At 53.1% G+C, this 13,734-nt stretch carries 11 protein-coding genes; 6 read left to right on the top strand and 5 right to left on the bottom strand.

Translation table 11 applies throughout. From position 1 onward, the window contains the following. Window positions 1-42: 42 nt before the first annotated feature. On the top strand, window positions 43-894 hold the full coding sequence (locus ABVF61_RS18050) for a sterol desaturase family protein (protein ID WP_353994925.1): 852 nt from the start codon (window positions 43-45) through the stop codon (window positions 892-894). On the opposite strand, the gene ABVF61_RS18055 is transcribed toward ABVF61_RS18050, so the two are convergent. Together ABVF61_RS18055 and ABVF61_RS18060 are read right to left on the bottom strand one after the other, a co-directional pair. Continuing rightward, window positions 888-1,721 (bottom strand): transporter substrate-binding domain-containing protein, encoded by an 834-nt coding sequence (locus ABVF61_RS18055; RefSeq protein WP_353994926.1) that lies wholly within the window; start codon window positions 1,719-1,721, stop codon window positions 888-890. The genes ABVF61_RS18050 and ABVF61_RS18055 overlap by 7 nt on opposite strands. Before the next feature lie 312 nt (window positions 1,722-2,033). Next, window positions 2,034-2,234: a hypothetical protein gene (locus ABVF61_RS18060; protein WP_353994927.1), complete on the bottom strand. Its 201-nt coding sequence runs from the start codon at window positions 2,232-2,234 to the stop codon at window positions 2,034-2,036. Between the two features lie 47 nt (window positions 2,235-2,281). On the opposite strand from ABVF61_RS18060, the gene ABVF61_RS18065 reads away from it, so the two are divergent. The 5 genes from ABVF61_RS18065 (at window position 2,282) to ABVF61_RS18085 (ending at window position 10,113) form a co-directional block, all read left to right on the top strand. Further along, window positions 2,282-4,021: a hypothetical protein gene (locus ABVF61_RS18065; RefSeq protein ID WP_353994928.1), complete on the top strand. Its 1,740-nt coding sequence runs from the start codon at window positions 2,282-2,284 to the stop codon at window positions 4,019-4,021. A 21-nt stretch (window positions 4,022-4,042) separates the two neighbouring features. Then, entirely contained in the window at window positions 4,043-5,155 is a 1,113-nt protein-coding gene (locus ABVF61_RS18070) for a phosphatase PAP2 family protein (RefSeq protein WP_353994929.1), read from the top strand. Window positions 5,156-5,170: 15 nt separating this feature from the next. Next, complete coding sequence (locus tag ABVF61_RS18075) at window positions 5,171-7,315, top strand: S8/S53 family peptidase (RefSeq protein ID WP_353994930.1); 2,145 nt, start codon at window positions 5,171-5,173, stop codon at window positions 7,313-7,315. A 343-nt stretch (window positions 7,316-7,658) separates the two neighbouring features. After that, a complete protein-coding gene (locus tag ABVF61_RS18080; protein ID WP_353994931.1) occupies window positions 7,659-8,558 on the top strand; it encodes a regulatory protein RecX in 900 nt (299 codons plus the stop codon). Window positions 8,559-9,342: 784 nt separating this feature from the next. Further along, window positions 9,343-10,113: a WbqC family protein gene (locus ABVF61_RS18085; RefSeq protein WP_353994932.1), complete on the top strand. Its 771-nt coding sequence runs from the start codon at window positions 9,343-9,345 to the stop codon at window positions 10,111-10,113. Window positions 10,114-10,227: 114 nt separating this feature from the next. On the opposite strand, the gene ABVF61_RS18090 is transcribed toward ABVF61_RS18085, so the two are convergent. The 3 genes from ABVF61_RS18090 to ABVF61_RS18100 form a co-directional block, all read right to left on the bottom strand. Next, window positions 10,228-11,178, bottom strand: a complete 951-nt coding sequence (locus tag ABVF61_RS18090; protein ID WP_353994933.1) for a glycoside hydrolase family protein — start codon at window positions 11,176-11,178, stop codon at window positions 10,228-10,230. After that, window positions 11,171-12,112 carry a glycosyltransferase family 2 protein gene (locus ABVF61_RS18095; RefSeq protein ID WP_353994934.1) on the bottom strand — a complete coding sequence of 314 codons (942 nt, stop codon included), beginning with the start codon at window positions 12,110-12,112 and terminating at the stop codon, window positions 11,171-11,173. Before ABVF61_RS18095 ends, ABVF61_RS18090 begins: the two co-directional genes overlap by 8 nt. Before the next feature lie 490 nt (window positions 12,113-12,602). Next, window positions 12,603-13,541: a class I SAM-dependent methyltransferase gene (locus tag ABVF61_RS18100; RefSeq protein WP_353994935.1), complete on the bottom strand. Its 939-nt coding sequence runs from the start codon at window positions 13,539-13,541 to the stop codon at window positions 12,603-12,605. Window positions 13,542-13,734: the final 193 nt, after the last annotated feature.

The following is a 13,734-nucleotide window of genomic DNA, read 5'->3' on the forward strand; positions in this document are numbered from 1 at the left end:
GCCCTGACAAGCAGCATAACGAAATACCGGAAGACTGTGTGCATGTTTGAACAGTTAGACATCAACCAGGTGCGTATGGCCTTTTTTGGCGGTGTGTTTCTGGTTATGGCATTGCTTGAGGCAGGCCTTCCGAGGCGAAAGTTGGAAAACGGCCGGTTGAAGCGTTGGCCGACCAACTGGGGGCTTATCATACTGGACTCCATTCTCGTCAGACTGGTTTTCCCGATTGGCGGCGTCGGCCTTGCACTTCTGGCGCAGGAACAAGGCTGGGGCCTGTTCGGACTGACCGGCTGGAACGGTCTCGCCGCCGGTGTGATCACTTTCCTGGTATTGGACCTGGCCGTTTGGGGCCAGCATGTCGCGTCACACAAGATTCCGCTGTTTTGGCGCATTCATCGTGTGCACCACGCGGACAGCGAAGTGGACGCGACAACGGCGCTCAGGTTCCACCCGATCGAAATTCTGCTGTCCTTTGTCTGGAAAGGCCTTGTCATCGTGGCCCTTGGCGGTCCCGTGGAAGCGGTCCTGATTTTTGAGATTGTTCTCAATGCCTCTGCCGTCTTTGGGCATGCAAACCTCAAGCTTCCCGGCGCCCTAGACCGTCTTTTGCGGTTCGTAATCGTGACGCCGGATATGCATCGGATCCATCATTCCGTGATCCAGCGGGAAACCGACTCGAACTACGGCTTCTACCTGTCTATCTGGGACAGGCTGTTTGGCACTTACATTGAAGAACCTGAAAAAGGGCACGAAGGAATGGAAATCGGGCTTGGTCCCTCGCTGACGCCGAAAGCCCACCAAATGCCGTTCAGTCTTGCCATACCCTTTTTGAAGAACAGGCAAAAACCGGAACCGGATCCAGAACCATTGGAGATCGGCAAGCGCAATCAGTAGAAGCTGATCGGGAAATACCGGAGATACAGCTCCCGGAACACGCCTTTTTGCTGCAGCTGCCTCAGGGCATAGTTAAGTGCCGCCGCGCGCTCCGCATCTTCGGACCGCGTCGCAATTGCCATTCCCTGATCGAAAAAGCCCGGCTCCAGCCAGGGGCCGCCGGCAAAAGCGCAGCACTCATCGGCGGACTCGCTTGGTAGCCAGAAGGCGAGGCTCAACCCGTCACCGAAATGCGCATCCGCGTCTCCTGATTTGACAGCCTCGCGTGCATCAGAAACGCTTTCAAATCCTGAAATGTTTGCGCCGGGCCAAAACCGCTCTGCAAATGCTTCGTATCTGGAGCCGGAAACCACGGCGATGGTTTTCCCGGCAAGCGCTTGTTCGTTGAATGCGTCGGCCTTTTCCGCCTGCACAACAAACCTTGCCGGAAGCTTGAGATAGTCGTCGGTGAAATTCAGCCGTCTTGTTGCCGGAAACTCGCGTGAAAGACCGGATATGATCGCGTCGCCTTCTTCTTCATCCAGCGCTGATAGCAGAACGTTGAAATCCTTTATCCTGAGTGCGCAGGAGCTTTCAAGCTCCTGACAAAGCGCACGCGCGAGGTCGACATTGAAACCGGTGAGGCGACCTTGTGGATCACGAAACACAAAAGGGGGATAATTGTCAGTTGCAAGAAACTGGATCTTGTCTGGAATTGAGCCCGGCCTGTCATGCACGGCTTTGGGATCCCAGAAATTAGGAACCTGAAAATCCGTAGCCTGACCTACGCCCGGAAACACCGGGGTCAGACCCAGAAAAAGCAATGTCGCGATCGCAAACTGCTTCATGGCATTGTGAATCGTAGGACCTTGTTGCCTGTCACATCGTAAAGGGCTTGGCCACCAAAGCATGGGACCGAGTCGTTTTTTTGTTCTGGCAACCATAGCCCAATCGTCGCGGCCGCGTCAGAAAAATGAAAACAGCGCGCCTCTCGAACCGTCAGGCCACCGGGCATTGGCCACAGAAGAAGCTGTCAGCCAACGGTCTGCGCGACGCATTCGAAATCTGGATGGATGGTGGAAGCCCTGCCTTGTGCGACCTGCCCACGGTCGGCAAATGCCGAAATCTATGATTCGGAATTAAGGGTGGCGTGTTTCGGTTTAGTGTAGATCGTCCTTTTCCAAGTCGGTCAGACTCACCCTGTCAGCCATCTTTACAAGCCAGTGCAAAGTCTTCTTCTGTTCGTCATTCAGATGATCCATTTCAGAAATCTTCAACACTGTTTCGCGATGGTTGTTCCAGGCTAGGAAAAAATCAACAACATCCGAAACATCATCAATAATAGAGCTTTTTTCAGACAATTTTCTTGCTCGCGGTTCTGTTCCTCACTCCGTGAGTTTAGAGGGAGTTGGCCGCCAGCGAGCGTGAAAAAAGTGTGAAGCGGTTGGATAGTGGCTATAAGTGCTGTTCTATAGAATGCGTAATTTTCTCGAGGCGATGGGGCATGCGCGGTAAGTTATTGGAAATCAGCTTATTTGGGTCCTGCATCGTCCGTTCGCTTGAGCCCGGCGCTTTCGAGATCACGGGTAAAAAACACCGTGCCATTTTTGCTTTGCTTGCAACAGCGCCGCATGGCTGCCGGAGCCGTACTTTCCTTCAGGAAACCCTGTGGGGCGCTGCCTGTTACGATACAGGCAGGCAGAGCCTGAGGCGCGCTTTGTCCGATATCAAAGCTGCCATGGGGCCTTACTACAACCAGCTTATCACGACCAATAACTCGGATGTCACGCTTGATCTGAGCAACGTGGTTTTTGCCGGACAGCCCGGGCAAGGCACTTTTTTGGAAGGCCTGGACGTGCCGGCTCCCCTCTTCGAGGAATGGCGGGACTCGGTTCGGGCTAGTCCGGAACAGATTCAGGCGTTGTTCCGATCACCATCGTCGTCATTACCGAGACCGCCGGTGCCTTCGGTGACAGTGATGCCGTTGCTGAGTTTGGAAAACAATCCTGAACTCACGATCCTTGGCGACTGGTTTGCTGAAGAGATCTGCCGTTCGCTGTCCCGCACTAACCTGCTTGCGGTGATTTCGCATTTTTCCAGTCGCGCCCTTGCTGGCCGCAGGATTGATATAGAAGCTATTCGCTCCAAACTGTCTGTTGACTACTGCGTTGCAGGCAGCATTCGCCAGATCGGTGATGAAGTGATTACCGACGTCGATTTCCTGGATGTCGAGACGGGCCGCATTTTGTGGACGCGGCAATTCAGTGGAAAGCTTAACGACTTTATCAGCGATGCGGGACAAGGGCTCAACAACATCGTCACTTCGGTCGGCAACGCGATCGCGACTGACACGCTGCGCTACATTCGTGGACGTCCGATCAACGAAATAGCCGACCATAAGTTATTGATGGCCGGCGTGAGTTTGATGCACAAGTCGACCTTACGCGATTTTGCGAAGTCACGGGAGCTTCTGGACGAAGCTGTCAGCCGTTCGCCTACCTCGGCGGAGGTTCTCGCCTGGCGCGGCAAGTGGCACATTTTGAGCGTCATCAACGGATGGAGCTCCGATCCTGCAAAGGACACGAAGGGTGCTATCGGCAATACGTCAAAGGCGCTCGATATAGACCCGGAAAACGCCTTCTGCCTGACGATTGACGGATTTGCCCACAACAATCTGCTCAGGCGCTTGGACGTTGCTTCGGACCGTTACGAGAGTGCGCTGGAAACCAATCCGAACGAGGCATTGTCGTGGCTATTGCGAAGCGCCTTGTTTGCGTTCCAAGACGCGCCGCAGCAATCTGTTCATGCCGCAGACAAGGCACGCAAGCTTTCTCCGATTGATCCGTTCAAGTATTTCTTCGATTGCTTAAGCGCAACGGCCTATCTTGCTGCAGATGATTACGAAATGGCCCTGAATCTGGCGAACAAGTCGCTGGAAAACAACAAACGCCATCTTTCTACAATGCGGGTGAAGATTACTGCATTGCATTTTCTTGAGCGTGACGAAGAGGCGAAACAAGTCGCTCAGGAGCTCAAACTTAGGCAGCCTGACTTTTCTGTCGAAAGTTACATACGTGCACACCCGGCCGCCGACTACCAAGGCGGTCAAAAAGTCGCGCGCGCCCTGCGTGCGGCCGGATTCGATTAATTTTTCAATCAGGAGGACATCATGGCCTATTTCGGGGGCTTTGGGGGCTTTGGGGGCTTCGGCGGATTTGGCGGCTTCGGTGGTTTCGGAGGCTTTGGTGGCTTCGGCAACCTGAATGCCACCGGGCTTGGCAGTTTTATACCAGGTGGCGGCGGGCTTGATCCGATGACGGTTCAGGGTCTGCAAACCAGCGCGCAGGCGATAAGTCATGTCGCCGGGCAAGCTGAGCAGCACGGCTCCCGTGAGCTCAATTTTTCCAACCCGGAGAATCTCGGATTTTGGTCCGATTGGGTCAGGGCGTCTTTGTATCTGAGTGATTTCCTGAGTGAATTGCAGTGGATAGCCCCTGACACGCCGGCCGAAACCGTCAAGCTTTCGTATCGGTCGCAGCGCGGCGACGCGCATGATCTGTTCGAAATTGTCCGTCCCGAACCGAAGGTCTTTGAGGAGCAAATGATATTTCTGCGCTCCTATATGGACCAGCGGCCTGAACGGACTGCGGAAATCCTCTCACAACTTGGGTTTCCGGCACCCTATTTTGCAATGATCCTTGGGCTGAACAATGCGCGAAACAGCAACACGTTCGAGCTGATAACCGTTACACAGGTGCTCGCCGCCCACGTTGCAATGATTGTCAAGCATCACCTGGCGATCCGGCGGCCGGATCGCATCGGAGCAACGGTTCTCCCGATCATTCCGACCCCGGGACACGGCAGTTTTCCGAGTGCCCATGCAACGGAAGCCTTTGCAGTCGCGCGTCTGCTGGAAGGACTTCTGGATACGGTCAAAACGCATTATCCGGACCCCGACAAGCGCGTGAAACTTGTCTACAAACAAGCGGAGCGGATTGCGGTGAGCCGAACTGTTGCAGGCGTTCATTATCCAATCGACAGTTGGGCTGGCGCTTTGCTAGGAAAACTGGTCGGCGAGATCATCTTGAACAAATGCGGCAAGACTTCTTCCGTGACCGGTTTGAAATATGATGCCAAGGCTGAGTCAGACTTCATTCTGGCTTCGTACCAGAACCCTGAGTGGAAAGATCATGGCGTAAGCGACCTTCAGGCTTTCCAGGTCACCGAAAGCCCTCTCTTCAGCTGGCTGTGGGGCAGGGTCGTCAAAGAATTCACCTTGTGATCGAGGTGCTCAATCATGAATGACCTCAGCGTTAACAGCGGCAGTGACAACACTGCCGCGACACTCAGAAATTACCTCGGACCGTATGAAGCCTGGAATTTCGGAATTGGAAAAGCCTATGCATTTCCGCCATTTCACAATGTCGAAGCGTCGTATCTGACGGCACTGGCCGAACTCGGGCAACCGGAAAAGCCCGGTTCCTTGCAACCGGCCGACCCCGGTCAGCAGGGTCAGGGAATGTGGTTGCCTGCGATGTGGGGCGCTTCGGAGGATATTGCCCTTCGTTTCTGGCCGATCGTTGTCGAAAACCGGTCAAAGCCGGATGGTTCGCGCGATAGCCTCAGTTTGAACCTCGTTGATGCGATGCCACCCGATACGCCCGGACAGGCGCGGTTTCGGATGGCCTTTCCCGTGGAAGACAAGGCGATGGGCAATCCCGAAAAGCGTGTGCCGGGAGAGCCGTCCTGGTCGCACGATCCCAATGTTCCGAAAGGCGATACTGCTCAAAAGACGCTTAATGTGCTTGGCGTGATCGATGACGGTATTCCCTTTGCGCATCGCAATTTCAGAGCGCAGGACGGCAAGAGAACCCGGATGGAATTCTGCTGGCTTCAGTCCGCGCACCGGTGCGCGGGAACTGAGGAAGCGGTCCTTTTCGGCCGTGAATTCACGCGGGGTGCAATTGAACAGCTGATCCGGGATCACGGCGCCGATGAAGACGCTCTCTATGCGGCTGCAGGTGCGTCCGGCGAACAGTTCGGTGCAGGCGCTGCAATAAACCGTCTCGCGACCCACGGGTCGCGCGTGATGGATGTCGCAGCGGGTGCCGATCCTGAAAATGGTGCTGACGTGCCTGAGGAAACGCGTCTGATCGCGGTGCAGCTCCCCAACACGTATGGATGGGACACGTCAAGTTTCGGCAAAGACATGTATATGCTGTCCGCCGTACACTATATTCTTGAACGCGCTGAACGCGTCGCCAAGGGGTACGGCGTGGAAAACATCCGCGTGACGATCAACATCAGCTACGGATTTTCCGCCGGTCGTCATGATGGGATCGGCGAGCTGGAAGCCGCGCTCGACGAACTCGTCAGCGAGCGCCGCAAGCTCGGCAGGCCGACCGCAATGGTCATACCATCCGGGAACACGTTCCAGGACCGGCTTCATGGCGAGATAAACGCGGCCGACTTCGGATCGGGATCATTTGAGCTTTTGTGGACGACGCAGCCAAACGATCGCTCGTCCAATTACCTTGAAATCTGGTTCCCGGACGGATTGAATCCGGAGGGCTTTTCTTTTGAAATCGAAGCACCCTTTTCGAAGGCCAAGACCCAGATGGAGCTGACGCCGGATCCGGCATTTCAACACGGTGATCCGAGACGCTTTGAGACCATAGAAGTTGCCAGGACAGGCCAAACCGATGCAATCGGGCAGGTCAGTATAGACAATCACCGGAAAAAGGATCGTTGGCGCGTACTTGTCGCCCTGGCGCCAAGCGAACCGCATGACCCCGATCTCCCGGCGGCGCCGGCAGGTGATTGGAAAGTCACGCTGAAACGCGGTCCGCAAGCGCCAACCAATCACGACCCCATCTATTTGTGGGTTCAGCGCGACATTGACCTGGAGCCTTTTTTGACAGGCTCCAGGCAAAGCTACCTCAGAGATGAAGACTACAGGCTCGTCGACGACGATGGAAAAGAGGCAGAATCAGACCTGGCCGAAAGCCATGTAAAGCGTTTCGGCAGCTTGAACGGTATGGCGACCGGGGCTACGACGCTGGTCGTTTCCGGCTGCCGCCCGGACATCAATGCGGAATTGAGTTCGCAAACGCTCGTCCCTTCGGTCTTCAGCGCAGCCGGTAAGCCATCTTCCGACACGGCAGTCGGCCATGTCGACTGCACCGCACTTGCGGACCGATCTTATGTCAGTCCGGGGGTTGTTGGCGCAGGGACGCGCAGCGGATCCTATTCCACGGTGCTTGGGACCAGTGTTGCGGCGCCTTTTGTGGCGAGGCGTTTGTCAGAAGCGTTTGCTACGTGCTCCAGTGTAGAGATCAAGCAAGCTGAAAGTGAAAACTATCTTCCCATTCTGAATAAAGTTGAACTGCCAAATCAGGACAGTGAAAGAACAGCTCGCTTGGGAAAATTTCTGATCATCTGACGTAGTAAAGTTCATTTTATTACTGAAAGGCCCGGTCTTCGCCGGGCCTTTCGCTTTGTGAGGTTTTGAATTCACGCTTTTCTCACGCGCGTGAAGCCAATGATTATTGTAAAACAAAATCAACACGGCGCAGTCAAACGAAGCCACTCGGGGCGGACAAGACCGCACCGGATCTGTCGGGTCCCCGGCAGTCACGAAGGAAAAGACAGTTCGACGGTTTCGGCCGCACGGACAAAGGTGGAAAAGAGCCGTCAGCCGGTTTCCGTTTCCGCCAGCATTCGGGAAGCAGGTCCGAAGGATTGCGACTTCCTGATGTTTGTCGACGCAAGCTTTGGAGGTAGTCATGTACGCCGATATCCTGGAAGCGACGGTCCTGAACAATACCCGCTACGAAAAAGACCCCAACAGGTGTCTTGCCTACCATGTTCTGGACGACACGCGGGCACCTCTTTCGCAAGAGCAGGTCGCCGTGGAATGGTCAGCGTCCGGCAAAGGCGACGATGCCCACCCGATCAGGGTCCGCCGCTCACCATTGCGTGTATGTGCCGGTGGTGATTCCTGGATCAATGTCGTGATCGAGGTGTCCAGGTACCTCGGCTACAACAAGACCTTTTTCGACATTCTCGAGGGATATTACCAGACAGCAAGTTCAGCATGGCCGGGTCATTCCTTCGACGACATGATCAACGAGAAACCGTTTCGTGTTCATGTCGACACCGGCGTCTACGACTATCTGGTGTTTTCTGGCGGCGGCAACGAGGTTCTGGGCGGTGTCGCTCTCACGAAACTCCTGAAAGACCGGAGCGCAACGCTGGGATCTGATGAGCCGGAAGATTTTCTCCAGATGGACAGGCTTGAAGCGATCCTGGACAAACTGAAAGACGGCTACGTCGAAATTGCAGAGTACCTGCGCAAGCGCGCACCGCGTACGCAATTGCTTGTGCACGGGTATGACTATCCCGTCGCGCACAGCGATGGTCCATGGTTTGGCCGGCCGTTCGTGAAGCGCAATTTTCGCTTCGAAGCCGACAAGGAACGGATTACAGCCATCCTCCACTACCTTGTCGACCGGTTTTATGGGTTTTTGCAGGAAGTGGACGACCAGTATCCGAACGTAACCCTGGTCGATATCAGGAATGTGGTTCGGGGCCGGTGGACGGATGAGTTTCACCCGGACCTGGATGCGTCCAAGGACATTGCAGGATTTTATCGCAACGTGATCGATGGCTATCCCATCGTCTAGCACAAGGTTTTGCGGGCAACCGCGTCATCCCTTTTTGCCGACTGGTTCATCTGAATCTGAAGCGCTATATCTTTGAAAATAAATTGCTTTTAGTTGTATTCGGTGGCGGGGCTTTCCCCGCCACTTATTTTTTCAGCAATCACGCTGGTTCCGAATTCAGTTTACTGGTCGAAAATTGTTTGGCCGTTTGCACCAAGCGGACCGGCAGCCGGTGTCCGGTTCCAGAGTGCGACTTGCTCAAGACAAAGACAGAAATGTCCACTGCGGTTATGACCGATTCCGAAATCAAACCGGCCTTCGATGGACGTACGGCCTCAGCAGGCAAAAATTCGAAGGCCGCGTTCGAGGCGCAAAATCAAAAGCAGGTTCGGGATCTTCATGCCGCTACGCTTCAGGTGGCAAGTTCCAGCGAAAGTCAGCCGGGTTTCCGTGCCTTGTTTAGGAAGCGCTTTTTTTGTCGGCATCCTGCGCAACCCTCAAGTCAACAAGACCGAACTCTTCTCCAGAAATCCCGGTAAACCTCGGCGTGGCGGGGGTGGGGCATCAAGGGGGAAATTGGTGTGCTGCCGATCTTCTTGAAAACTGTCAACTGAGAGAAGGAAGGCTTGTTGGCTCGCCATCATTTCAGTATGAAGCGATCTTCGCTAGGGGTTTTCAGAGATCAGCGGCGGCTCTCAGCCATGAAAGTCAAAACGCCAATGGTTGAATGAATGAGCCAGCTCGCGTTCGGTTGGCGAGTGTTGGCGCCCAAACGCGACAATAAGATTGCGCTTCAGGTTTTTGAGTGCTTGAAGGCTCTACTGGTTCAAACTCGAACAGTTTCAGTGCTAACTCACGAGTCTTTTGGGCAAAAAGTCGTTCCGCAATGAAAAAGATAGCCATCCTGCAGTCAAACTATATCCCCTGGAAAGGGTATTTCGACCTTATCGCTGCGGTCGACGAGTTCATTTTGTTTGACGACATGCAATACACGCGGCGCGATTGGAGAAACCGCAACCAGATCAAAGCCCCGCAGGGTTTGCAGTGGTTGACCATTCCGGTGCAGGTAAAGGGCAAGTACCATCAGAAGATTCGGGAAACGAAGATCGATGGAACAGATTGGCCAGAGGCTCACTGGCGGAACCTGGCTCAATGCTATCGTCGCGCACCACACTTTAAGGAAATATCCGAGTGGCTGGAACCACTATACGCCGAATGCACGGAAAACCATCTTTCGCCGCTTAACCGGCGGTTCATTGAAACGATCTGCGACTTCCTGGAAATCCGCACGGTGATTTCAAACTCATGGGATTACACACTGGTTGACGGCAAGACGGAGCGGCTTGCCGGACTATGCGCCGGTGCGGACGGAACCGAGTACATTTCCGGCCCATCTGCGAAAGACTACATCGACGAAAAAATCTTCCAGGAGCAGAATATCAAGCTCACCTGGTTCGATTACACAGGCTATCTGGAATATCCGCAGCTTTGGGGAGAGTTTGCTCATAATGTCACAATTCTCGATCTCCTGTTCAACTGCGGAAAAGATGCGTCCAAGTACATGAGATACGTTTGAAGACCCTGTCAGGGCCTTCTTCCCGAATAGTCTTTGCGGTACAGGGAACTTCGCCGTGAGCGGCAATTGTCAGGCTCGGGTTCATTCCGCTTCACTCGCGCGCTTCGAGCGAAGCTAGACATCTCCTTCCAGGATCGCCAGACCAAATCCGGTTCGTCCATAACCGTCACCATTATAGAGCATGTAGAAACGGTTATTGTGCGCGAATACATGGGGGTAGCAGACCATGTCGTGATCAAAGTCCCCCTGAGCGCCTGGAAGAAGGCCGGCCGTGAGATCGTCACGACGTGTCCACTCCATCAAGTCGGGGGAAGTGGCAAACCCGACCCGGTAAGTCTCGTGACTGGGGCCGGCTCGAAAGCAATACCAAAGTCCGAAGTCTCCCTCCGGCAGTTTTTGGAGGCCGCGAGGGACAAAGGCATATTCGAGTTCGTTCTCAAATTTTACGACCGACCGCGGTGGCGACGACCAGTCAAAGCCATCGCGAGAAGATCGCGTCTTGATGTCATAGAAGTGCTTCGGCTTGTCACCGTCTTTTTCATGTTTCCAGTCAACGAAGGACGTATAAAACATGTGGTATTGGTCGTTGAACCTGTACACAAGCGGTCCGGTTGCAAACAAGGGGTCATATTTGTCCCGGCCCAGCACAGGCCCCTCAAATACTTTTTCAAATGTCCTGCCAGCGTCGGTGCTGCGAGCAACACCAATCGCGTTCTCGAATGGGATCTTCACGCCCAGCGTCCACCCCGCATAGTAGAGCAGCCATTCATTCCCGTTTTTCACAACGGAAAATGGTGTGATCCCGTTGTCGTCAAACGTTCCTGTTCTGCCAAAATTCAGCAACGGCGAAGTTTCTATGTTCAGAATCTTCTGCGGGTTGTTGAGGTCAATGTCCAGGTAATACGGCTTCGCAATATTCTCAGACGATCTGGCCTCAAAAAACACTCGGTAAAGGTCGCCATCCAACTGGACCGCGAATGGCATGCGCGCATAACTGATCATCTGCGCGCTGTTGTTGTCGGCACAGAAAATATGTCCCAACTTGCGCCATTGCTGATCAGACATCTTTTTCATGTTCCAACACTTTCTGAACTATTGTGTACGGGCGATGACGGACCTCATCAAACAACTGCGCGACATAAATTCCCAAAATTCCAAGCATGAGAATTATTAGGCCGCCGACGAGGTACAAGGATGCGATGACACTGGTCCACCCGGGCAGCGAACTAATTCCGAGAAGGCGCTGCGTTACCAGGTAGACAGTGAAAGACAAACCAAAAATGAAAATAAAGAAACCGAAAACGGAAATTATGTTCAGCGGTACAGTGCTGAAATTCACAACGGAGTTTAACGCCTGCACCACTTTTCTCTTAAGTGTATAGGTCGTCGAACCCTTGTTGCCTTTCTGGACGGTTATTGCAACTTGCTTGTAACCCGTAAGAACAACCAGGCCACCCAGGAAGGGACTTCTGTCGCGGTGTTCAACCAGAGAGGCTGTGAATTCTCTTGTCATCAGTTTGGCGATCAGAGCGTTGTGCGGGATCGTTACGCCGGCGATCAAATCCAGGATGTTGTAAAACAACGTTCCGCTAAAGCGCTCAATGAACCAGCCCTTGCGCGCGGGCTGAACCCCATAAACGATATCTGCTTCGCTGGTGTCCATCTCACGCCAGAAATCCAAGAGGCTTTCGGGTGGCTCTTCCAGATCAACATCAATGACAAAGACCCGCTCACCGCGTGCATACGACAAACCGGTAATAATCGCCTTGTGATGACCGAAATTGCGGGAGAGTTGCACGATGCGGATTTTTGACCCATTTGCCTGCACTTGTTTGGCGGCTTCAAGACTTCGCCCCGGACAACCGTCATCTACCAAAATGATCTCGTAGTTGGATACGCCGAGATCCGCTATTGAAGCTTCGATTCTGCGCACAAACTCGGGTATAAAATCCTCAGATTTGTACATTGTCGCGACGATCGACAGATCAACCTCGGGCATCAAACCAACTCCAGAGTGCAATAGTGAGCGACAATCATCACGATCGAATGCGTTCTGACTGACGATGTATGGCCAGCAACAATACCAATATAACGACACAGGTGAGCGAACATCGTTTTTGCAGCTTCACCTTGCGGCTGCTGGTGGGTACCTGTCCGACAGACGAAATTAGGCAGATCTTTAACCAATGCCACCTTTGCTTTTGTGAAGTAGCCGCAAGCAGTTCCGCACCGTTTCAGATGCACAATGCTGTTCAAAGGTATTGCTTGTGACCGGCGGCTATGTCGGTCGGGCACACATACAGTTGCGTTGATCATTTGAGCTACGGTGCAGGATTAAGGATTGCGTTTGCCAGTATCCGATAACACAGCCAGATCAGGGTTTGTCCTGGCGTGAACCGACTGGCTGGTTTCTCTTTCGATGCCTGATGTGGTTTTATCACTGAGTTCGGCGGCACCAAGGCTTTGACATCTCGGCGACGTGTAATTTCTTACTTTGAAAGTACATACATGGTTTCCCATCCGCCGACATACGGCCAAATTGCAAACTTCTTGCGCTTGTGGAAAAAGAACTCGATGTTTGCAGGGAGTTTCATGCTGGCCGCGATCAAGTAACGGTACCAGTTGGTCCTCCAGTCGATCTCCACAATTGATGGCGAAGAATGGACGATACCCAGCTTTTCGCAAAAAACGTCAGGGACACGGTTCCAAAAATCGACGCCGAGATCATGCATATGTGCCGGAAACGAAAAGTCTATTGCCGGTACAATTCTTTTTAAGGGAACTATGTATGGCGTTCTGACATAAAGGTGCCCTTCCGGCTTCAGCAAGCCAATCAGGTCGTTCATGGCAGTACGCAAGTCGATGACATGTTCCAACGACGCCGACGCAATGATGAGATCATACTTGCCGTCAACGGAATCCGTACTTTCATGTTTCGTGATCACGAAGCGGTCCGACTCAGCAGAAACCAAATCATCCCCATAATCGATCACATCTATCTCTAGCTTCTCAGGTCCTTGCAGAAGGGACGAAAATGCAAGCGCCAACGCACCGTCCCCGCCGCCGAAATCCAGCAATCTGAAAGTCTTGGAGTTTGATCCAACATCTGGAAGAATATTGAAAATGTGTTTCGCAAATCTCTGAGGATTTGAGAACGTTACGTTCAGCTCTTCTTCGTTGAAATCCGCGTAAAACTTCGAAAATACTTCGTCGTAATACTTCCTCAGATATTCCGGCTTGGCGTGGTGCGATGTGGAAACAGCCTTGCAAACTGAACATTTTAAAAGAGATATTGTAGGGTTTGACTGAACTTCTCCGACGTTTTTCTTGGGAAGTTCGGACCCGCATGCCGGACATTTTTCGAATTTCATCAAGTCGTCGGATTCAAGCTCGACCGATATTTTTTGCAATGATTGTTGAACTTTCATTGTATCTGGACTCGCTTGCTTCGGCTGAAAATTTTTAGAGTTTCTACAAAAGGAACAAAGAGAAAAAAAGACCAAATGCGGGCCTGACACGCGATTATCAGCTCTGATAATTTGGTCTGGCTTTCTTTTCGAATTCTGTTTGATTGTGCCTCAGATTCGTGTAGGTCGACCTTCAGGGTAACCACCGGCCTCA

This window comes from Roseibium sp. HPY-6, from assembly GCF_040530035.1.
Classification (GTDB): Bacteria; Pseudomonadota; Alphaproteobacteria; order Rhizobiales; family Stappiaceae; genus Roseibium.